Here is a 22,014-nt window from a genome sequence, read left to right as displayed (position 1 = left end):
CGGGTGGCTTCTTCGTTGCCGGCAGGGCGACGACTCAGTTCGTGGTCGTTGCCGGGTTGCCCGCGTCCTGGGTCAGCAGGCGGTTGACGTCCTGCAGCTCGGCCACGTCCAGCGCGCCCAGCGACTGGCTCAGCAGCAAGCGGTTCTGCAGGAAGGTGTAACGGGCCTGTGCATAGTCCAGCTGCGCCGAGAACAGGATGCGCTGGTTCTGGATCACGTCCAGCACGGTACGGGTACCGACTTCCAGGCCGACCTGCGACGCGTCGTACGCGCTCTGCGCCGAAACCACCGCCAGGCGGCGGGCTTCCACTTCGCTGATGCCCTGCACCAGGGTCTGGTAGGCATTGCGGGTGTTGCGGTCCAGGGCACGCTTCTGCTGCTCGTAGCCGTCCTGGGCGATGTCACGCTGGGCCAACGCCTGACGCACGCCGGACTGGGTGGCACCGCCGGAGAAGATCGGCACGCTCAGGGTCAGCCCGATGCTGTTGGTACGAGCGTCCGGCGACAGCGAACCGGCGCCGGTGCTGTCACCCCAGGTCGCGCTCTTGCCCCAGCTGCCGCCCAGCGACAGGGTGGGGTAGTGACCACCACGGGCGGCCTGCACGCCGGCTTCGGCGGCGCTTACCTTGAGTTCCTGCGCCTTCAGCGCCGGATTCTGGGTGCTGGCCTGGTGCACCAGCTCGTCGATGTTGCCGCGGTTGGCCGGCACTTCCGGACGGAAGTCCGCCGGCAGGCCCCGCAGGTTGACCACCGGCTGGCCGGTCAGTTCGGTCAGCGCCTGATAGTTATCGGCCAGGGTGTTCTGCGCAACGATGGTGTTGGCGCGCGCCTGGTCGTACTGGGCGCGTGCTTCGTGCACGTCGGTGATCGGCGCCAGGCCCACTTCGAGGCGCTTGTCGGCGAAGTCGAACTGCTTCTTCGCGGCCGCTTCATTGGTCTGTGCGGCGTTCAGAGATTCGATCGCCACCAGCACGTTGAAGTAGGCCGCCGAGGTGCGCACGATCAGGCTGTCGTTGGCCGAATCGAGGGTGAAGTCCGCTGCCTTGCTCAGTTCGCGCTGCGAACGCAGGTTGTTGATCTGGGTCCAGTTGAATAGCGTCTGGCTGCCGTTGATCGTGTAGTTGCGGCGCTTGCTGGTGACCGTGCCGGAGTTGGCGTCATGGTCGGCTTCGCTGCGCGAGCGGTTCAGTGTGGCCGTGCCGTCGATCTGCGGCAGCAGGGCAGCACGCGCCTGCACGGCGCCTTCCTTGTCGTACAGCCGGGTGGATTCGGCGGCGGACAGCTGCGGGTCACCATTGCGCGCCATTTCATAGACCTGCAGCAGGTCGGCGGCATGGGCGGACAACGGCAGCAGGGCAGTGGCCAGCGCAACAGCGAGGGATCGGCGGATCATTGCGGCTTCCTTGGACTCAGAGGTGGAACTGGGGTGCCGGGGCGGCACCGCGCAGGTAATCGATATCGGTCTCGAACAGGGACTCGCTGCTGCCGTCGGCCTTGACCAGCAGGGCCTCCATCGCCGGCGAACGGCCATGGATCACGAACAGGCGACCACCCGGACGCAGCCACGATGCGAACTGTGACGGCACCACGTCGACGGCACCAGTGACACAGATCACGTCAAAGCGGCGTTCGGTCTGCCAGGCCAGGGCGTCGGCCACTTCCACGCGGACGTTGGTGCCCAGGCCGGAAGCATCCAGGCGCGCGCGTGCGGCGGCGGCCAGCTCCGGGTCGATCTCCAGGCTCAGCACGTCGCGCGCCAGCGCGCCAATGCAGGCCGACAGGAAACCGCTGCCGGTGCCGATTTCCAGCACTTCGTCACCCGGCTGCAGGTCCAGTGCCTGCAGGGTACGGCCCTCGATGACCGGCTTCATCATCTTCTGGCCATGGCCGATCGGCAGTTCAACATCGGCGTAGGCCAGCGCCCGGTGCGCGTCGGCGACGAAGGCCTCGCGCGGCAGGCGGGCCAGGACGTCGAGCACCTTGATGTCCAGCACGTCCCAGGGACGGATCTGCTGTTCCACCATCAGTTCGCGGGCGTGGGCGTAATCAATCGTCATGAGGTTCAAATCCAGCGCAGTGGGCCGGCCATTTTACCGGTGCCGGAGGCCGGCGGCGCGCCCAGAGCATCAGCTGCCGGGTAGCCGGGGTCGCAGTGCCGGAAGTCATCGCGACCTCCGGTTCGTTCAGTTTTGGTTATCCGGCCGTCCCGGCCCCTCTTGGCGCGTAGGCGCGCAGGAAGAAGTCGATGCTGGCGGTCACGTGGGTGAGAGGGTCGCATTCCACCGGTGACAGTGGCATGCCGCACATCATATGCATGTGCACTTCGCCCTTGACCAGGGTCAGGAACTGCTGGCCGGCCAGGTAATAGTCGGGGATCTCCAGTTCGCCTCGCGCACCGCGCGCGCGCAGGAAGTCGGCCAGGGCCTCGCAGGTGCGCTCCGGACCGGCCTGCCAGAACAGCTCGCGCAGGCGCTCATCGGTTTCCGGCGCCATCATCATGCGCTGGATGGAGATCGCCGCATCGGAGGTGATCAGCTCGAAGAAGGCCAGGCCGATACCGATCAGCTGGTCGCGCAGCGGGCCGTCCGCGTCGGCCACGAACAGCGCGTCAGGCAGCATTTCAATGCATTTTGACTGCACTGCCTCGGAGAACAGGGTCTCCTTGTCGCCGAAGTGGCTGTACACGGTCAGCTTCGAGACGCCGGCCTGAGCGGCGATGGTGTCCATGCTCACACCCGTATAGCCCTGTTCGATGAACAGTGCTTTGGCTGCTTCAAGGATCGCCGCGCGCTTGCCGAGGTCCTTGGGACGCCCGGGTCCGGCGGCCTTGGCAGCGGGCTTGGCCGACGGCTTGCGGGAAGTGGGAGAACTCATTACGACAATACTAGACCAAGCGGTTCGATATTTATACTATACCGACTGGTTCACTAATGTCCGTGTCGCAACAGTATGTTGCCGACGCGTTCCCCCGGATCCCCTTTTCAGGTCTTGTACCTCATGAAGAACATGCGTTGGTTGGGTGTTGGCGTGCTGGCGGTGGTGGTGGCAGCCTGTGGCAGGCAGGCCGCCGAACCGGTGGCGGCCATTCCGGTGCTGGTGGTGCATCCCACCACGCAGGACGGACAGGCGCCGGCGGCCTACCCCGGCGAGGTACGCGCCCGCCAGGAGAGCCCGCTGTCGTTCCGGGTCGGCGGCAACCTGATCAAGCGTCATGTTGACGCCGGGCAGCGCGTGAAGAAGGGCCAGCTGCTGGCCGAGCTGGACGTGGCCGACTACGCCTCGCAGGCAGCCGCCTCGCAGGCGCAGCTGGCGGCGGCGGAAGCCGACCTGGTGCGCGCCCGCGATGACCAGAAGCGCTACGCCAAGCTGGCCGAGGACCAACTTGTCAGCCGCTCGGCGCTGGACCAGCAGACCGCCGCGTTCAAGGCCGCGCAGGGCCAGGCCAATGCCGCCCGCGCCAACCTGGCGGTGGCCCGCAACCAGGCCGAGTACGCGCAGCTGCGCGCGCCGGCCGACGGCGTGATCGCCAACCGCCAGGCCGAAGCCGGGCAGGTGGTCAGTGCCGGGCAGACGGTGTTCACCCTGGCCGCAGATGGTGGCCGCGAAGTGCTGATCGCGCTGCCGGAAAGCAGCATCCGCGACTACAAGGTCGGTCAGTCGGTGCAGGTGGAACTGTGGAACCGCCCTGGCCAGCTGCTTCCGGGCACCCTGCGCGAGATCGCGCCGGCCGCCGATGCGCAGGCGCGCACCTATGCCACGCGGGTCAGCCTGGCGCCGGAAGCCTTGAGCGAAGTCGAACTGGGCCAGAGCGCGCGGGTGTTCGCCGCGGCTGGCCGCAATGGCACCCTGCAGCTGCCGCTCGGCTCGGTGCTGCGCGGCAGTGATGGCAAGGCCAGCGTGTGGGTGGTCAATCCGTCCAATGGTGCGCTGAAGGCCACCCCGGTGACGGTCGGTGCCTATGGTGCGCAGGCGGTGCCGGTGCTGTCCGGCGTGGCCGCGGGTGACTGGGTGGTGGCTGCCGGCGGCCATCTGCTGCGCGAAGGCCAGGTGGTGACGCCGGTCGACCGCCAGAATCGTCCGGTGCTGGCACCGGCGGCCACGCCGGCCGCTGCGCCGGCCGCAGGCAAGGGGCACTGATCCGTGCGCCGCTTCAATCTCTCCGAATGGGCGTTGGGCAATCGCCCGCTGGTGCTGTTTGCGATGCTGGCCTTCGCCGTCATCGGCGCCTGGTCCTACAAGCACTTGGGTCAGTCTGAAGATCCACCCTTCACCTTCAAGGCGATGGTGGTGCGCACAATGTGGCCTGGCGCCACCGCCGAGCAGGTCTCGCGGCAGGTAACCGAGCCGATCGAGAAGGCGCTGATGAACACCGGCGAGTACGAGTTCATCCGCTCTTACTCCCGCCCGGGCGAATCGCAGGTGATCTTCATGGCCCGCGACAGCCTGCGTTCCAAGCAGATTCCCGATCTCTGGTACCAGGTGCGCAAGCGCGTGGGTGACATCAAGGCGACGCTGCCGCGCGAGATCGTCGGGCCGTTCTACAACGATGAGTTCGGCGATACCTTCGGCAACATCTATGCGCTGACCGGCGAAGGCTTCGACTACGCGGTGATGCGCGACTATGCCGACCGCATCCAGCTGGAACTGCAGCGCGTGCCCGACGTCGGCAAGATCGACCTGGTCGGCCTGCAGGACGAGAAGGTCTGGATCGAACTGTCCAACACCAAGCTGGCCACGCTGGGCGTGTCGCTGCAGCAGGTGCAGCAGGCGTTGGCCGACCAGAACGCGGTGACCGCCACCAGCTTCTTCGAGACCCCGACCGATCGCGTGCAGCTGCGCGTGACCGGCCAGTTCGATTCGATCGAAGACATCCGCAAGTTCCCGATCCAGGCCGGCGAGCGGACCTTGCACCTGGGCGACATCGCCGAGGTGAAGCGTGGCTTTGCCGATCCGGCCTCGCCGAAGATGCGCTTCATGGGCCAGGATGCGATCGGCCTGGCGGTGGCGATGAAGGATGGCGGCGACATCCTGAAACTTGGTGCCACCCTGGATGCCGAGTTCGAGCGGCTGCAGAAGACCCTGCCGGCCGGCATGCAGCTGCGCAAGGTGTCCGACCAGCCGCACGCGGTGGAAGAGTCGGTGGGTGAGTTCGTGCAGGTGCTGACCGAAGCGGTGGTGATCGTGCTGCTGGTCAGCTTCTTCTCGCTGGGCCTGCGCACCGGCCTGGTGGTGGGCGTGACCATTCCGCTGGTGCTGGCGATGACCTTCTTCGTCATGCACTACTTCGACATCGGACTGCACAAGATCTCGCTGGGCGCGCTGGTGCTGGCGCTGGGCCTGCTGGTGGACGATGCGATCATCGCGGTGGAGATGATGGCCACCAAGATGGAGCAGGGCTACGATCGCCTGCGTGCGGCCAGTTTTGCCTGGGAATCGACCGCGTTCCCGATGCTGACCGGCACGCTGATCACCGCGGCCGGCTTCCTGCCCATTGCAACGGCGGCCTCAAGCACTGGCGAGTACACCCGTTCGCTGTTCCAGGTGGTGACCATCGCCCTGGTGGTGTCCTGGATCGCCGCAGTGCTGTTCATCCCGTACCTGGGCGACAAGATGCTGCCGGACCTGTTCAATCCGCAGCTGCCCAAGCCGGACAGCCTGGCCGGTCGCTGGCGTGCCAAGCGCCTGCAGTGGGCCGACCGCCATCCGGCGCTCGCGCGCTGGATCGCTCCGAAGGAGCATGCGCACGACCATGACCCGTACCAGCGGCCGTTCTATACCCGCTTCCGGGCTTTCCTGGATACCTGCCTGCGCCATCGCTGGTGGGTGATCGGTGCGACCATCGCGCTGTTCATCGGCTCGCTGATGCTGTTCCGCTTCGTGCCGCAGCAGTTCTTCCCCGATTCCACCCGGCCCGAACTGATGGTGGACATCGAACTGGCCGAAGGCGCATCGCTGGCCGCCACCCAGGCGCAGGCCAGCAAGCTGGAAAAGCTGCTGAAGCAGCGCGAGGGCATCAGCAACTACGTGGCCTACGTCGGCACCGGTTCGCCGCGCTTCTACCTGCCGCTGGACCAGCAGCTGCCGGCGACCAACTTCGCCCAGTTCGTGGTGCTCACCGAAGACGCCAAGGCCCGCGAAGCGACCCGCGACTGGATGCTGAAGGACGTGATCAAGCAGTTCCCGGACGTGCAGATGCGCGTGACCCGGCTTGAGAACGGCCCGCCGGTCGGCTACCCGGTGCAGATGCGTGTATCCGGCGAGCACATCGCACAGGTGCAGGCGATCGCGCGCCAGGTCGAGGCCAAGGTACGGGAGAACCCGCACGTGATGAACGTCAATCTGGACTGGAGCGAGCCGAGCAAAGTGGTGCGGTTGGTGATCGACCAGGACCGAGCACGTGCACTGGGCGTCAGCAGCGCGCAGGTCAGCCAGTTCCTCAGCAGTTCGCTGTCGGGCATGAGCGTCAGCACCTACCGCGAAGGCAACCGCCAGATCGAGATGCTGCTGCGTGGCCCGGACAACGAGCGCGCGCAGCTGGACCTGATCGGCAGCCTGGCGATGCCCACCAGCAGCGGCACGGCGGTGACGCTGTCGCAGGTCGCGCGCCTGGAATACGCCTTCGAGGACGGCATCATCTGGCATCGCAACCGCCTGCCGACGGTGACCGTGCGTGCCGACATCAGCGACGGCATGCAGGCGCTGGACGTGGTGCAGCAGATCGTGCCAACGCTGGACGGCATCCGTGCCGAACTGCCTAGTGGCTACCTGCTGGAAACCGGTGGCTCGGTGGAAGATTCGGCACGTGGGCAGAATTCGATCAAGGCCGGCATGCCGTTGTTCCTGATCGTGGTGGCCACGCTGCTGATGCTGCAGCTGCGCAGCTTCTCGCGCGCGGCGATGGTGCTGGTGACCGCGCCGCTGGGCATCATTGGTGCCACGTTGTTCCTGCTGCTGTTCCGCGCCCCGTTCGGCTTCGTGGCGCTGCTGGGCACGATCGCGCTGGCCGGCATGATCATGCGCAACTCGGTGATCCTGATCGACCAGATCCAGCAGGATATCGACGCCGGGCATGACCGCTGGCATTCGATCATCGATGCGACGGTGCGCCGTTTCCGCCCGATCGTGCTGACTGCATTGGCGGCCGTGCTGGCAATGATTCCGCTCTCGCGCAGTGCGTTCTATGGCTCGATGGCGATTTCGATCATGGGCGGCCTGATCGTAGGTACGGTGCTGACCCTGGTGTTCCTGCCGGCGCTGTACGCGGCGTGGTTCCGGGTCAAGCCGGACGAATCCGGGGCGTGACGCCCCGGGTTCTGCGGCCGGGGTCGGATCCCTTTCCCGCTGGGAAAGGGCTCTGACCCCATCCACGATGTGCACATCCACGCATGGCGTGGATCTATCGCCGTGGGCCTGGTAGGTGCCAACCTTGGTTGGCACTGCGGCATGTATCCACGCATGGCGTGATCTACTGCAGCTGCAGGCTGTTCCGCAGCAGTGGCAGCAGCCATTCGATGAACACCTGCACGCGTTGCGCACGATGCTGCCGATGCGGCTGCAGCAGGGTCACCGGCAACGATTGCGCCACGTACTGCGGCATCACCTCCACCAGCGCGCCGGAGTGCAGTTCCGCCTGCACGTCGTAACGCGGAATCTGCAGCAGCCCCAGCCCCGCCACGCAACAGGCAATCGACGCCTCGGCGCTGTTCACCCGCACCCAGCCGGGCATCGGCTGCGTACGCAGCTGGCTGCCGTCCTGCCACTCCCACGGTTCCACCCGTGCCGTTGTTGGTGAGGCATAGTTCACTGCTCGGTGCTGCGGCAGATCCGCGGGATGCTGTGGCACCCCGTGCTCACGCAGGTAACTGGGCGCGGCAACGTTGACGAAGTCGAGCTGGCCCAGCGTGCGTGCCACCAGGCTGGAGTCACCCAGGTGGCCAACCCGCAGCACGGCATCGCAACCGTCCTCGATCAGGTTCACCGCGCGATCGGTCATGCCCAGGTCCAGTTCCACCTGCGGGTAGCGCGCAAAGAAATCCGGCAGAGCAGGGGCGAGGATGCGACGGCCGATGCGGCTGGGCACGTCGATCTTCAGCAGGCCCGCCGGCTGCGCATCGTCCTGTCGGAACAGCGATTCGGCGTCTTCAACCTCGGCGATCAGGCGCAGGCAGCGGGCATGGAACACGTCGCCGTCGTGGGTGGTGGACACCCGTCGGGTTGAGCGCTGCAGCAGGCGGGTGCCGAGCCGCTGCTCCAGTTCGGCGATGGCCGCCGATACCGTGGAGCGGGGCAGGCCGAGCTGGTCGGCGGCGCGGGTGAAGCTGGCGCACTCCACCACCCGGGTGAAGATGCGGAAGCGATCGATCCGGTCCATTGTTCGCTGGTTCTGGAAAGTTAAGTCAATGTAGCGGGCTTTATCCGGATTTTCTGCACGATATCGTCATCAGGGCAGGTTGCCATCCCGGGCAACCCCTCCCCGAGACCAAGCCATGACTGACCATTCCCTCAAGGGCAAGACCGTGCTGATCGCTGGCGGTGCCAAGAACCTGGGCGGGCTGCTGGCCCGCGACTTTGCCAGCCAGGGTGCCAAGGCCATCGTCATCCACTACAACAGTGCCGCCACCCAGGCTGATGCGGAAGCAACCGTGGCCGCTGTACAGGCCGTCGGCAGCAAGGCCGTGGCCCTGCAGGGCGACCTGACCTCGGCGGCGGCGATGGAACGCTTGTTCGCCGATGCCGTGGCTGCAGTCGGCCGGCCGGACATCGCCATCAACACCGTTGGCAAGGTGCTGAAGAAGCCGATGCTGGAGATCAGCGAAGCCGAGTACGACGAGATGAGCGCGGTCAATGCGAAGACCGCGTTCTTCTTCCTCAAGGAAGCCGGTCGAAACGTCAATGACGGCGGTCGCATCTGCACCCTGGTCACCTCGTTGCTGGGAGCGTTCACGCCGTTCTATTCCAGTTATGCCGGCACCAAGGCGCCGGTGGAGCATTTCACCCGTGCGGCCTCGAAGGAATTCGGTGAGCGCGGTATCTCGGTGACCGCGATCGGCCCCGGTCCGATGGACACGCCGTTCTTCTATCCTGCCGAGAGCGCCGATGCGCAGGCGTACCACAAGACGGCGGCGGCGCTGTCGGCATTCACCCGCACCGGCCTGACCGACATCGCCGACATCGTGCCGTGGATCCGCTTCCTGGTCACCGACGGCTGGTGGATGACTGGCCAGACCATCCTGGTCAATGGTGGGTACACCACCAAGTAGAGGCGAATCACCCGCGATTGCGGCGGACCTGAGGCGTCGCGCCATGCTCGACTGCTGTTGCATGAGCCGAGCATGGCTCGGCTCTACAGGTGCCGCCGGATGGATCAGGCGAGCTTCGCCAGCACCGCATCCGTGGCGGCGGCGGTACTCACCGCCGTTCCCTTCGCGGCCAGGTCGGCAGTGAACACGCCATCGTCCAGCACCGCATGCACGGCCGCTTCCACCGCGGCGGCTTCGGCTTCCAGACCCAGCGAATGGCGCAGCAGCATCGCCGCACTGAAGATCGTTGCGTAGGGATTGGCGATGCCCTTGCCGGCGATATCCGGCGCCGAACCGTGGATGGGTTCGTAGATGCCGACCGCGCCCGGCTCGCCCAGCGAGGCCGACGGCAGCAGGCCCAGCGAGCCGGCCAGCATCGAGGCTTCGTCGGTGAGGATGTCGCCGAACATGTTCTCGGTGACGATCACGTCATACTCGCGCGGCTTGGCCAGCAGGTGCATCGCCATCGAATCGACCAGCTGGTGCTCCAGCTCAACGTCGGGGAATTCCTCGCGGCCGATGCGCGCGGCCACGTCACGCCACAGGCGCGAGGTTTCCAGCACATTGGCCTTGTCCACCGAGGTGACCTTGCCGCGACGCTGCTGCGCCAGCCGGAAGGCACTGCGCAGCACGCGCTCGATTTCCACCACGGTGTAGCGGCACAGATCGCTGGCGCTGTCGGCGTCTCGGGTCTTGTCGCCGAAGTAGATGCCGCCGGTCAGTTCGCGCACGACCACGAAGTCCACCCCCTGCAACAGCTCGGCCTTGATCGGCGAGGCGTGCAGCGCGGCTTCATGGGTTCGCACCGGGCGCAGGTTGGCGTACAGGCCCAGCGCCTTGCGGATCGCCAACAGGCCCTGTTCCGGGCGCACCTTGGCGTTCGGGTCGGACCACTTGGGGCCACCGACCGCACCCAGCAGTACCGCGTTGGCAGCCTGGCAGGCAGCCAGGGTGGAGGCGGGCAGCGGTTCACCATGGCGATCGATGGCAATGCCACCGATATCGTGTTCGCTGAAGGCAAAGGTGTGGTTGAAACGTTCGGCGACGGCCTTCAGGACGGCGACTGCCGCGGCGGCCACTTCCGGGCCGATGCCATCACCGGGCAGGACAACAATTTCAGCGTGCATGCTCACTCTCGTAACGTTCGATTTCAGGGACACGGCCCAACAGATACCCCAACTGGTCGACACCTTCCAGCAGGCAGGTCTGCGAGAAACCATCCAGCGGGAAGGAATAGACGCGACCATCGGGCGTGCGCAGTTCGCGGCTGGCCACGTCGATGGTCAGTTCATCGTCCGGGCGCTGCATCAGCGCCTGCACATCGGCCTCGTCCAGCACGATCGGCAGCAGGCCGTTCTTCAGCGAGTTGCCACGGAAGATGTCGGCGATCTCGCTGCTGACAATGGCACGCAGGCCGAGGTCGGTCAGCGCCCACGGTGCATGCTCGCGCGAGGAACCGCAGCCGAAGTTGCGCCCGGCCAGCAGGATGCTTCGGCCGGCGTTGTGCGGTTGGTTGAAGGCGAAGTCCGCCACGGGCGAGCCATCGGCCTGCCAGCGCCAATCGTTGAACGCATTGCGGCCCAGGCCAGCACGTTCGGTGGTGGACAGGAACCGCGCCGGAATGATCTGGTCGGTGTCGATGTTGGTCTGGCGCAGCACCACGCTTGCCGAGCTCAGGGTGCGGAAGCCGCTCATCAGGCCACCTCCTGGGCGAACAGCTCACGGGCATCGGCGACGTGGCCCTGCACAGCGGCCCACGCAGCACTCATCGGCGAGGCCAGCAGCGTGCGCGAGCCCGGGCCCTGGCGGCCTTCGAAGTTGCGGTTGCTGGTGCTGACCGCCAGTTGGCCGGGGGCAACCAGGTCGCCATTCATGGCGATGCACATCGAACAGCCCGGTTCGCGCCATTCTGCACCGGCCGCGCGCACGATCTCATGGATGCCTTCGGCCTCGGCTTCGCGCTTGACGATCTCCGAGCCCGGCACCACCAGCATGCGCACGCGCTCAGCGACGCGACGACCGCGCAGCACCTGCGCCACTTCGCGCATGTCGCTCAGGCGGCCATTGGTGCACGAGCCCACGAACACCACGTCCACCGGCGTGCCGGCCAGCGTCTGTCCCGCCTGGAAGTGCATGTAATCCAGGCCCTTCTGCGCGGCGGCATCGTTGGCCGCCGGGATCGGCGCATCCACCGCGATGGCGGTGCCGGGATGGGTGCCCCAGGTCAGCGTCGGGCGGATATCGGCGGCGTCGATATGCACCTCGCTGTCGAAGCGCGCGCCTTCGTCGCTGCGCAGTTGCGTCCAGCGTGCGACGGCCGCCTCGAAGTCGGAACCCTTGGGGCCGCGCGGGGTGGCGGCGACGAAATCGAACGTCACCTGGTCCGGCGCGACCATGCCGGCGCGCGCGCCCGCCTCGATCGACATGTTGCACAGGGTCATGCGCTGTTCCATGTCCATCGCTTCGATGGTGCTGCCACGGAACTCGATCACGTGGCCGGTGCCGCCGTTGACGCCGATCACGCCGATGATGTGCAGGACCACGTCCTTGGCGCCGACGCCGGGCGCCAGCGGGCCATCTACGGTGATCGCAAAGGTCTTCGCCTTGCGCTGCAGCAGGCACTGCGTGGCCAGCACGTGGCCGACTTCACTGGTGCCGATGCCGAAGGCCAGCGAACCGAATGCACCGTGGGTGGAGGTATGGCTGTCACCACAGACGATGGTCATGCCCGGCTGGGTGAAACCCTGCTCAGGGGCGATCACATGAACGATGCCGCGATTGTCCGAGGCCATGTCGAACAGTTCGATGCCGTGCTCGGCGCAGTTGCGCGCCAGCGTGGCGACCTGGGCTTCGGAGGCGGCGCTGGCATAGGGCAGCTTGCCGTCGGCTGCAGCCGGCAGGGTCGGCGTGGAGTGGTCCATCGTCGCCTTGGTGCGATCCGGTCGGCGCGGAGCCAGGCCGCGCTCGCGCAGCTCGGTGAATGCCTGCGGCGAGGTCACCTCGTGGATCAGGTGCAGGTCGATGTACAGCACGGCGGGCGCGCTGTCGGATTCGGGGACAACCACGTGGGCGTCCCACAGTTTGTCGTACAGGGTGCGGGGTGCGGAAGTCATGCGTGTGCCTGGCAGAAGTACGAAGTTGCGAACATCGGAAAAGATAACGAATGGATCACGTCAGCGGCGACGGGCAAGTACCCGCAACCGCACATAGTCGGCCAGCGGCTGGCCGGCGGCATCGCGCGGCAGCTCGGCCAGCAGGGCGGCAGCGGCCTCGCGCACGGTGGCGCGTGCCTCCGCCGGCAGATCGTCCAGCAGTGGCGCAGCGAACACCCGCAGCCAGCCGGCCACGCCGGTCGGCAGTGCGGTCGGGCGCGGCGTGCACTCGATCAGTTGAACCTGGAAGCCATGCTGGCGCAGGCGGTCGGCATAGGCGTCGGCAGTAGGGAAGTACCACTGGAATGCGCTGGCGCCGTGGCCATGGGCCACGCGTGCGGCCTGCACCGCGGCAATGATCGTGGCCACGTTGCCATGGCCGCCGAACTCGGCAACGAAGCGGCCGCCCGGGCGCAGTGCGCGGCGCACACCTTCCATCACCCGGTCGGGGTTGCTCATCCAATGCAGCGCCGCGTTGCTGAACACCGCATCGAACTCACTGTCGAACGACAGCGCGTGGCCGTCCATCACCTGCGCATCGACGCCGCGTGCACGTGCGGCGATCACCAGCTCCGGCGAAGCATCCACACCGTGGATGCGCGCACCGCTGAGCGCCAACTCAGTGCTGAGCACGCCGTCGCCACAGCCCAGGTCGAGGATGCGTTCACCGGCGCGCGGGTCGAGCAGGCGCGATACCGCGCCGCCGAGCAGCGGCACGAAGCCGGCGTCGATTGCATAGTCCTGGGCATTCCAGTGCTGCCCTGCGGGCAGTGCCGTGGTGTCGAAGGCGCTCATGTCGGGTTCCTCAGGCGGTGGCGGGGGTGGCAACGTCGGTGCTGCTGGGGGCGCTGGCCTGGCGCTGGCGCAGCAGGCGGTTGGCCACGTCCAGCCAGGCCAGCGCGGAGGCTTCGATGATGTCCTTGCTGGTGCCGGTGCCGTCGTACTCCACGCCCTCGTGGCGCACGCTCAGGTTGGCTTCGCCGCGCGCATCGGCGCCGATGCCGACGCTGTGCACGTGGTAGCTGTCCAGCATCAGCTGTACGCCGGTGGCGGCAGACAAGGCGCCGAACAGCGCATCGACCGGGCCGTCGCCCTGCGCGGTCTCGGCCACGCGGTTGCCGTCCGGGTCGGACAGCTCGACCAGTGCATTGGCGCGGCTGCCAACGTCGCTGATGGTCATCGACGCCAGGCGATAGCCCTGCGTGGTGGAACCGCCCTGCATCAGCGTCTGCAGGTCGGCATCGGTGACCACGCGCTGTTGCTCGCACAGGCCCTTGAACTGCTCGAACACCAGCTTCAGTTCGTCTTCGTCCAGCCAGAAGCCCAGCGCACGCAGGCGCGCTTCGACGGCGGCGCGGCCACTGTGGCGGCCCAGCACCATCTGCGAATCCTCCCAGCCCACGTCTTCCGGACGCATGATTTCGTAGGTGCCGCGGTGGCGCAGCATGCCGTGCTGGTGGATGCCCGATTCGTGGGCGAACGCGTTGGCGCCGACGATGGCCTTGTTGCGCTGTACCGGCATGCCGACCAGGCGCTGCAGCAGCTGCGAGGTGCCGACGATGCGCGGGGTGTTGATCGAACTGTCCTGCTCGTAGAAGGCCTGGCGCACCTTCAGCACCATCGCGATCTCTTCCAGCGAGCAGTTGCCGGCGCGCTCACCGATGCCGTTGACGGTGCATTCGACCTGGCGCGCGCCGCCTTCGACGGCGGCCAGCGAGTTGGCCACGGCCAGGCCCAGGTCGTTGTGGCAGTGGGCGCTGAAGATCACGTTGGCTGCGTTCGGCACATCGGCGACGCCAGCGATGACCTGCTGGAACATCGTGCGGATCTCTTCCGGCGTGGTGAAGCCGACGGTGTCGGGCAGGTTGATGGTGGTGGCGCCGGCAGCGATCGCCACGCGCGAGACCTCGATCAGGTAGTCCAGTTCGGTGCGGGTGGCGTCCTCGGCGGAGAACTCCACGTCGTCGATATACGAACGTGCCAGCGATACGTGCTTGCGTACCGACTCCAGTACCTGCTCGCGGGTCATCCGCAGCTTGTGCTCGCGGTGCAGCGGGCTGGTCGACAGGAACACGTGCAGGCGCGGGTTGGCAGCGGCCTCCAGGGCACGTGCGGAGGTCTCGATGTCGGCCTGCAGGCAGCGCGACAGCACCGCCAGGCTCAGGCTCGGGCGGCGCAGTTCGCGGCCGATCAGCGCCATTGCTTCGCGGTCGGACTGCGAGCTGGCCGGGAAGCCGGTCTCGATGATGTCCACGCCCAGTTCGTCCAGCGCACGCGCCATCACCAGCTTCTGCGGCGGGCTCATGCTGCAGCCGGGGGACTGCTCGCCGTCACGCAGAGTGGTGTCGAAGATGCGGATGCGCGGGGTGGTAATTCGTTCGATGGTGGTCACAGGGAAATCTCCTCGACAGCGGGCGTGACGGCTTGCAGGGGGGAAGGGGAAGAGGTGGGGGGAACGATGGCACTGGCCTTGCTGGGCGAGCGCGGGGATTCACTGCGCCGTCGCCGCGGTTTGCGCGGTGGGCGTGGGCGGATGTCGGTGAGCAGGCCGGCCAGTACGCCGGCATCGATGTTGCCGCCGGAGACCACCGCGCATTTGCGGCGGCCGGCGACGCGGCGGCCGGCGGCCAATGCCAGCGCACCGGCGCCCTCGGCGATGATGTGTTCTTCCAGCGCCAGGCGGACCAGGGTTTCGCGCAGCTCAGCCTCGCGCACGATCACTACGTCGTCCAGCAGCGAGGTGCACAGGCGGCGGGTCAGGAAGCCGGGGATCTTCACCCGCACGCCATCGGCCAGCGAGGCAACGGGGGTGATCTCGCGCACGTCACCGCGGATCGCGCGTGCCATCGAATCGACACCTTCCACCTGCGCACCGACGACGCGTACGCCCTGCGACTTCAGCGCCAACGCAACGCCGGAGGCCAGCCCGCCGCCGCCGATCGGCACGATCACCACGTCCGGCGCGTGCGCGGCCAGCTCGATGCCGACCGTGCCCTGGCCGGCGATCACGTCGGCATCGTCGAAGGCGGACAGGAAGCGGTAGCCGTGGCGCTGCGCCAGTTCAACCGCGAACGCGTAGGCCTCGTCATAGCTGTTGCCATGCTGGCGCACGGTCGCGCCCCAGTGGGCGACGCCGGCGATCTTGGTGGCCGGCGCACCGTGCGGCATCACGGTGATGGCCGGTACGTCCAGGCGGTAGGCGGCCCAGGCCACGCCCTGGGCATGGTTGCCGGCCGAGGCGCAGATCACCGGACGGGTGTCGCCGCGCTCGCGCCCGGCCAGCAGCGCGTTGAGCGCACCGCGCACCTTGTAGGAGCCGGTGCGCTGCAGGTTTTCCAGCTTCAGCCAGGTGCCGAAGCGCTCGGCATGGTGCAGCGGCGTGGGCGGCAGGAAGCGGCGCAGGCGTGCCTGCGCTGCCAGTACGTCGGCGACGCTTACGTCGCCGACATCGCTTTCCTTGCTGGTGTCAGCGCCCGGCATGGACCACCAGCGAGGGGCAGGCGACCACCGCGTGCGGGGACGGGCGGCGAAGAAGACGCCTCCGTACCGGCACCGTGTTGGAAACGGTACGGGTGTTCATGCGGATACTCCTTCCAGTGCGGTCATCTGCACCGACACGCAGTCGTAGATCTTTTCCATCTGCCGGCACAGCGTTTCCGCCGGGCGCTGGCCATCCACCACCAGCTGCAGGTGCCAGCGACCATCATCGGCGGCCACCGGCGCACCGCTGATCGCGCACGGTGCGAAGCCGCGACGCTCGGCCATGCCGATCACGCGCAGCAGCGCTCCTTCGGCCGGGTGCAGCACCAGGTCAAGCCGGTATTGCATTGGGGATCTCCTGGCGGGCATGGGCGGGGTTGCTTTCCAGCATCGTGCTGTTGGCGGTGTTCGGCGGCACCAGCGGCCACACGTTGGCGCGTGCATCGATGGCCACGTGCAGCAGCGCCGGGCCCGGTTCGGCCAGCAGCGCGGCCAGCCCACCTTCGACGTCATCGCGTGCATCGATGCGGGTGGCGGCGATACCGAACACCTTGGCCAGCGCCACGAAGTCCGGGTTGTCGGACAGGTCGATCTCGCTGTAGCGCTCGGCGAAGAACAGTTCCTGCCACTGTCGCACCATGCCCAGCGAACTGTTGTCCAGCAGGATGATCTTCACCGGCAGGCGGCAGCGGGCGATGGTCGCCAGCTCCTGCACGTTCATCATGAAGCTGCCGTCACCGGACACCAGCACCACGGCGCGATCGGGGCAGGCGAACTGCGCACCCATCGCCGCTGGCAGGCCGAAGCCCATGGTTCCCAGCGCGCCACTGGTCAGGTGGTTGCGTGGGTGATTGAAGCGGCAATGCTGGGCGACCCACATCTGGTGCTGTCCAACGTCACAGGCGATCACCGCATCGGCCGGCGCCAGTTCGCTCAACCGCTTCAGCAGCGCCGGTGCGTAGATGTGCTGGCCGGGTGCGTCGTAGCGTGCGGTGAAGCGTTCGCGATGCTGCGCGCAGCGCTTGCGCCACGCGTCCTGGTGGGCCTTGGGGGAGGGAAAGGCCGCACGCAGGGCACGGATGGCGTGGCCGACATTGCCGGGCACGGCGACATCGGCGCTGCGCAGCTTGGAGATCTCGTAGGCGTCGGCGTCGATGTGGACGACGCGGGCGAACGGTGCGAACTCAGCCAGCTTGCCGGTGGCACGATCATCGAAGCGCGCACCCAGCACCAGCAGCAGGTCACTTTCCTGCACCGCCATGTTGGCCGCGCGGGTGCCGTGCATGCCCAGCATGCCCAGCGAGTGCGGGTGATTGGCCGGCAGCGCGCCCAGTCCGCGCAGGGTCATCACGGTGGGGATGGCGCTGGCTTCGACGAAGTCGCGCAGGTCCTGCACGGCATCGCCAAGGGCGATGCCACCACCGGCGTAGACCACCGGCTTCTCGGCTGCCGCCAGAGCGGCAATGGCCTCGGCGATGGCCGCGTCGGCGGGGGCCGGCGGCGGTTCCACATGGGCCGGCATATGCGCCGGCAGGTGGCTGGCATCGGCCAGCTGCACGTCCTTGGGCAGATCGATCAGCACCGGGCCGGGACGGCCTTCGCGGGCGATGCGGAAGGCATCGGCGACCACGCGCGGCAGGTCATCGACGCTGCGCACCAGCCAGCTGTGCTTGACGATCGGCATGGTCAGGCCGAACACGTCCAGTTCCTGGAACGCATCGGTGCCCAGCAGCGGCGTGGCGACCTGGCCGGTGATGCAGACCATCGGCACCGAATCGAGCATCGCATCGGCGATGCCGGTGACCAGGTTGGAGGCGCCCGGGCCGGAAGTGGCCACGCAGACGCCGACCTGGTTGCTGGCGCGGGCGAAGCCGTTGGCAGCCAGCGCCGCGCCCTGCTCATGACGTACCAGGATGTGCTTCAGCGAAGAATCCACCAGCGCGTCGTAGAACGGCATGATGGTGCCGCCGGGATAACCGAACAGCGTGCGGACGCCTTCGGCCTCCAGCGCCTGGGTCAGCCAGCGCGCGCCGTTGGCTGGCGCGCTGCGGTGTGTGGAAGAGTTCATGGGGGAACCTTGCAAAGCGGGTGGGGGAGGCCGCGTGGTTACGCGGCCTGTCCTTGCAACCAGACCATCTTGGCGCGCAGTTCCTTGCCTACCTTCTCGATCGGGTGCTCCAGGTCGGCCTGCTTGAACTTGTTGTAGTTCGGCAGGCCCGCTTCGTACTCGGCCACCCAGTTCTTGGTGAAGGTGCCGTCCTGGATGTCCTTCAGCACTTCTTTCATGCGCGCCTTGGTTCCGGCGTCGATCACCCGCGGGCCGCTGACGTAGTCGCCGTACTGCGCGGTCTCGGAGATGAACTCCAGCATCCGCGAGATGCCGCCTTCGTAGAACAGGTCGACGATCAGCTTCAGTTCGTGCAGCACTTCGTAGTAGGCGATTTCGGGCTGGTAACCGGCTTCCACCAGCGTCTCGAAGCCAGCCTGCACCAGTGCCGAAGCGCCGCCGCACAGCACCGCCTGCTCGCCGAACAGATCGGTTTCGGTTTCTTCCTTGAAGGTGGTCTGGATCAGGTTGGCGCGGGCGCCGCCCAGGCCGGCGGCATAGGCCAGGGCGTACTCGGCGGCCTTGCCGCTCTTGTCCTGGTAAACCGCCCAGATGCATGGCACACCGCGACCGATTTCGTACTCGCGGCGCACCAGCGCGCCGGGGCCCTTGGGTGCGACCAGCACCACGTCCAGATCCTCGCGCGGCTTGATCATGTCGAAGTGCACGTTCAGGCCATGCGCGAACAGCAGCACGGCCCCCTGTTTCATGTTCGGCGCCAGCACGTCGTCGTACAGCTTCTTCTGCACCATGTCCGGGGTCAGCACGGCGACCAGGTCGGCATCCTTCACCGCATCGGCCGGTGCTTTCACGGTGAAGCCGTCGGCCTGCGCCTTGACCTCGGTGGGGCCGCCCGGACGCAGGCCTACCACCACATCGAAGCCGGATTCACGCAGGTTCAGCGCGTGCGCGCGGCCCTGGCTGCCGTAGCCGATGACAGCGATCTTGGTCTGGGGCAGGTCGTTGGTGCTCATGGGGGAGGTTCCTTGCGGTGGGAAGAAAAAAGAACGGCCGGTCGTCGTAGTGACGTACCGGCCGGTCAGGGGAAAGCGGTGGGGGAGGCACCATGCATCGCACAGGCACAGCCACCGCGAGGTGTCGCGGTGGTGCTGGTCCTGGTTTTGAAGGTGGCGTTGTTCATGGTGGTTGCGTCTGAAACCAGGTCCTGAAATGAAAAAACCCGCACCTGGACGGGTGCGGGTTTTTGAAGAGTTCCGGTGTGTTTGTTGCTTACACGCTGGCTCGTCCCGCACCTGTTGGTTGGGTAATAAGTACGAGCACAAGAATCGAACGCAGCGAGGCGGCGCCGGTGTCGGCGGCTTCGATGTGGGTTCGCGGTGGCGTGTTGTGATGCAACATGTGATCGAGAGAAACACAGCCGTTTCGGCGATGTCAACCCTTGCGATGGAATTTCCATCGGTTGCCGCTGCATCCAGTTCAATCGCTTGCAGCACAAGGATGGTTGCCGATGAAAGTGTTTCGGTGAACCCAAATTCACTCCTTTCAGCGGGTTTTTTGCGCGGATTCCGGCGGATTTTCACCTTGGTGGGTGCGGACCTTGGTCCGCACCGGATTCACAGAAGTCGGGAACAGTGCGGACCCAGGCCAGCACCCACCCCAGAATCAACGTCCATGACCTCTGCCCGATACCACGTGAAGGCCGCAGCGGCGAAGATCGGGGAACCACCCTTCCATCGGAACCCGACCGTGTCCCGACGCCTTGCCCGTTCCCTGCTCGCCGCCGCCGTGCTGGCTGCCGTACCCGCGCTGTCCTTTGCCGCTGACCGCATTACCGGTCATACCTTCGCCACCCGATCGGAGGTGATCGCCCCGCACGCGATGGCGGCCACTTCGCAGCCGCTGGCCACCCAGATCGCGCTGGACGTGATGAAAGGGGGCGGCTCGGCGGTGGATGCCGCGATCGCCGCCAACGCCGCCCTTGGCCTGATGGAGCCGACCGGCAACGGCATCGGCGGCGACCTGTTCGCCATCGTCTGGGACCCGAAGACGCAGAAGCTGTACGGCTACAACGGCTCGGGCCGCTCGCCGAAGTCGCTCACCCTGGCCGAGTTCCAGCGCCGTGGCCTGAAGGACATCCCGGCCACCGGTCCACTGCCGGTGTCGGTACCGGGCGCTGTCGACGGCTGGTTCGCACTGCACGACCGCTTCGGCCGCAAGCCGATGGCCGACAACCTGGCACCGGCCATCCGCTACGCCCGCGACGGTCACCCAGTGGCTGAAGTGATCGCCTACTACTGGGACCGCTCGGTGCCCAAGCTGTCGCAGTACCCGGGCTTCAAGGAACAGTTCACGATCAACGGCCACGCCCCGCGCAAGGGCGAGATGTGGAAGAACCCGAACCTTGCCGACACCCTGCAGAAGATCGCCGACGGCGGCCGTGATGCCTTCTACAAGGGCGACATCGCCCACACCATTGGTGACTACTTCAAGGCCAATGGCGGCTACCTGAGCTACCAGGACATGGCCGACCATCATGGCGAGTGGGTCGAGCCGGTCAGCAGCAACTACCGTGGCTACGACGTGTGGGAACTGCCGCCGAACAGCCAGGGCATCGCCGCGTTGCAGATCCTCAATGTGCTGGAAGGCTACGACTTCTCGAAGATCCCGTTTGGTTCACCGGAGCATGTGCACCTGTTCGTTGAAGCGAAGAAGCTGGCCTTCGCCGACCGCGCGCGTTTCTACGCCGACATGGCGTTCCAGCCGGCACCGGTGCAGAAGCTGATTTCCAAGGAGTACGCCGCGCAGCGCCGCGCGCTGATCTCGATGGACAAGGCGTTGAAGGAAGTGCAGCCGGGCACGCCGAAGCAGCTGGAGCAGGGCGACACCATCTACATGACCGTGGCCGACGCCGACGGCATGATGGTGTCGTTGATCCAGTCCAATTATCGCGGCATGGGCAGCGGCATGGCGCCGCCGGGGCTGGGCTTCATCCTGCAGGACCGTGGCGAGATGTTCGTGCTGCAGAAGAATCATCCCAACGGCTACGCGCCGGGCAAGCGCCCGTTCCAGACCATCATTCCGGCCTTCATCACCAAGGGCGGCAAGCCGTACGCGAGCTTCGGCGTGATGGGGGGCGCGATGCAGCCGCAAGGCCACGCACAGATCGTGATGAACCTGGTGGACTTCGGGATGAACCTGCAGGAAGCCGGCGATGCGCCGCGCATCCAGCATGAAGGCTCGACCGAACCGACCGGACAGGCCACGGCAATGAGCGATGGTGGCGAAGTGAATCTTGAAACCGGCTTCCCGTACGAGACGGTGCGTGCGTTGATGCGCAAGGGGCATCGCATCGTGTTCGCCGATGGTCCGTATGGCGGGTACCAGGCGATCATGCGCGATCCCGAGACCGGGGTGTATTACGGTGCGTCGGAGAGTCGAAAGGATGGGCAGGCGGCGGGGTATTGAGGTTTCCCGGCCACCGGGCTGAGCCCCCTCTGCGGTGTCGGTTCAGAAGCTGGATTGCGTGATTGGGCCGGGCGGGTGGGCTGCTCGGGGGACGCCGTGAATCCGTCCCTGGAGGCTTGGCCGCGGCATCCATGCCGCGGACACCCCCGCCCAGCCCACCCGCCCGGCCCCTGACAGTTTCCGTGCCCATCACCGCAGGAAAAGAAAAAAGAAGATCAAGAGCAAAGGCAACGGCAACAGCCGCGCGCTTTGGGTTGGGGTCGGATCCGTTTTCCAGAGGAAAACGGATCCGACCCCTTCTTGTTTTCCGATACACCTCATCCACGCATAGCGTGGAAAAACCACCGTCACCGGGAAACTGTCGGGGGCGGGGAGGGGGCAGATGGCGGGACCGTCCACGGCATGGATGCCGTGGCCGAGCCTACAGGGACGTACTTGCGGCGTGTCCCGCCATCTGCCCCCTCCCCGCCAAGCAAGCAGCAACCCAGAGCCGCTCTGGCTTTTGAAGTTGCACTTGCACTTGCTTGAAAAAAAGCGGTGCAGCCGCAGG

At 66.6% G+C, this 22,014-nt stretch carries 17 protein-coding genes; 4 read left to right on the top strand and 13 right to left on the bottom strand.

Translation table 11 applies throughout. From position 1 onward, the window contains the following. Positions 1–34: 34 nt before the first annotated feature. From ACZK2G_RS18030 to ACZK2G_RS18020, 3 genes are all read right to left on the bottom strand, one after another. Positions 35–1,393 carry a TolC family outer membrane protein gene (locus ACZK2G_RS18030; protein ID WP_046985261.1) on the bottom strand — a complete coding sequence of 453 codons (1,359 nt, stop codon included), beginning with the start codon at positions 1,391–1,393 and terminating at the stop codon, positions 35–37. 16 nt (positions 1,394–1,409) lie between these two features. Next, the gene (locus ACZK2G_RS18025) at positions 1,410–2,057 is read right to left on the bottom strand and encodes a protein-L-isoaspartate O-methyltransferase family protein (RefSeq protein WP_006390984.1); all 648 of its coding nucleotides are present in this window, start codon (positions 2,055–2,057) and stop codon (positions 1,410–1,412) included. 136 nt (positions 2,058–2,193) lie between these two features. Further along, a complete protein-coding gene (locus ACZK2G_RS18020) occupies positions 2,194–2,874 on the bottom strand; it encodes a TetR/AcrR family transcriptional regulator (RefSeq protein WP_046985263.1) in 681 nt (226 codons plus the stop codon). A 123-nt stretch (positions 2,875–2,997) separates the two neighbouring features. Between ACZK2G_RS18020 and ACZK2G_RS18015 the strand changes: the two genes are divergently transcribed. Further along, the gene (locus ACZK2G_RS18015) at positions 2,998–4,137 is read left to right on the top strand and encodes an efflux RND transporter periplasmic adaptor subunit (protein ID WP_046985264.1); all 1,140 of its coding nucleotides are present in this window, start codon (positions 2,998–3,000) and stop codon (positions 4,135–4,137) included. Positions 4,138–4,140: 3 nt separating this feature from the next. Then, positions 4,141–7,302, top strand: coding sequence for an efflux RND transporter permease subunit (locus tag ACZK2G_RS18010; protein WP_046985265.1), 3,162 nt, complete (start codon positions 4,141–4,143; stop codon positions 7,300–7,302). A 163-nt stretch (positions 7,303–7,465) separates the two neighbouring features. On the opposite strand, the gene ACZK2G_RS18005 is transcribed toward ACZK2G_RS18010, so the two are convergent. Then, complete coding sequence (locus tag ACZK2G_RS18005; RefSeq protein WP_295379120.1) at positions 7,466–8,371, bottom strand: LysR family transcriptional regulator; 906 nt, start codon at positions 8,369–8,371, stop codon at positions 7,466–7,468. Positions 8,372–8,486: 115 nt separating this feature from the next. Here ACZK2G_RS18005 and ACZK2G_RS18000 point away from each other — a divergent pair, with 115 nt between their 5' ends. Next, entirely contained in the window at positions 8,487–9,260 is a 774-nt protein-coding gene (locus tag ACZK2G_RS18000; RefSeq protein ID WP_046985267.1) for an SDR family oxidoreductase, read from the top strand. A gap of 104 nt (positions 9,261–9,364) precedes the next feature. Here ACZK2G_RS18000 and leuB read toward each other — a convergent pair whose 3' ends face one another. The 9 genes from leuB to ilvC form a co-directional block, all read right to left on the bottom strand. Continuing rightward, the gene (leuB, locus tag ACZK2G_RS17995; protein WP_046985268.1) at positions 9,365–10,426 is read right to left on the bottom strand and encodes a 3-isopropylmalate dehydrogenase; all 1,062 of its coding nucleotides are present in this window, start codon (positions 10,424–10,426) and stop codon (positions 9,365–9,367) included. Next, positions 10,416–10,994, bottom strand: a complete 579-nt coding sequence (gene leuD / locus ACZK2G_RS17990) for a 3-isopropylmalate dehydratase small subunit (RefSeq protein ID WP_136638940.1) — start codon at positions 10,992–10,994, stop codon at positions 10,416–10,418. Before leuD ends, leuB begins: the two co-directional genes overlap by 11 nt. Beyond that, positions 10,994–12,412, bottom strand: coding sequence for a 3-isopropylmalate dehydratase large subunit (leuC, locus tag ACZK2G_RS17985; protein WP_478474022.1), 1,419 nt, complete (start codon positions 12,410–12,412; stop codon positions 10,994–10,996). The genes leuD and leuC overlap by 1 nt, the downstream gene beginning before the upstream one ends. Before the next feature lie 60 nt (positions 12,413–12,472). After that, positions 12,473–13,246 carry a class I SAM-dependent methyltransferase gene (locus tag ACZK2G_RS17980; protein ID WP_136638938.1) on the bottom strand — a complete coding sequence of 258 codons (774 nt, stop codon included), beginning with the start codon at positions 13,244–13,246 and terminating at the stop codon, positions 12,473–12,475. Between the two features lie 10 nt (positions 13,247–13,256). Next, positions 13,257–14,843, bottom strand: coding sequence for a 2-isopropylmalate synthase (locus tag ACZK2G_RS17975; protein WP_478474020.1), 1,587 nt, complete (start codon positions 14,841–14,843; stop codon positions 13,257–13,259). Further along, positions 14,840–15,931: a threonine dehydratase gene (locus ACZK2G_RS17970; RefSeq protein ID WP_478474018.1), complete on the bottom strand. Its 1,092-nt coding sequence runs from the start codon at positions 15,929–15,931 to the stop codon at positions 14,840–14,842. The genes ACZK2G_RS17975 and ACZK2G_RS17970 overlap by 4 nt, the downstream gene beginning before the upstream one ends. 96 nt (positions 15,932–16,027) lie before the next feature. Continuing rightward, complete coding sequence (locus tag ACZK2G_RS17965; protein WP_012512039.1) at positions 16,028–16,279, bottom strand: ACT domain-containing protein; 252 nt, start codon at positions 16,277–16,279, stop codon at positions 16,028–16,030. Beyond that, positions 16,263–17,999, bottom strand: a complete 1,737-nt coding sequence (gene ilvG, locus ACZK2G_RS17960) for an acetolactate synthase 2 catalytic subunit (RefSeq protein WP_478474017.1) — start codon at positions 17,997–17,999, stop codon at positions 16,263–16,265. Before ilvG ends, ACZK2G_RS17965 begins: the two co-directional genes overlap by 17 nt. A gap of 38 nt (positions 18,000–18,037) precedes the next feature. Beyond that, the gene (gene ilvC / locus ACZK2G_RS17955) at positions 18,038–19,012 is read right to left on the bottom strand and encodes a ketol-acid reductoisomerase (protein ID WP_046985437.1); all 975 of its coding nucleotides are present in this window, start codon (positions 19,010–19,012) and stop codon (positions 18,038–18,040) included. 733 nt (positions 19,013–19,745) lie between these two features. On the opposite strand from ilvC, the gene ggt reads away from it, so the two are divergent. After that, positions 19,746–21,464: a gamma-glutamyltransferase gene (ggt, locus tag ACZK2G_RS17950; RefSeq protein ID WP_046985438.1), complete on the top strand. Its 1,719-nt coding sequence runs from the start codon at positions 19,746–19,748 to the stop codon at positions 21,462–21,464. Positions 21,465–22,014: the final 550 nt, after the last annotated feature.

This window comes from Stenotrophomonas sp. 107298_Sma (assembly GCF_056480345.1).
The sequence above is the reverse complement of the archived record's forward strand: the minus strand, read 5'-3'. Positions and strand labels throughout refer to the sequence as shown.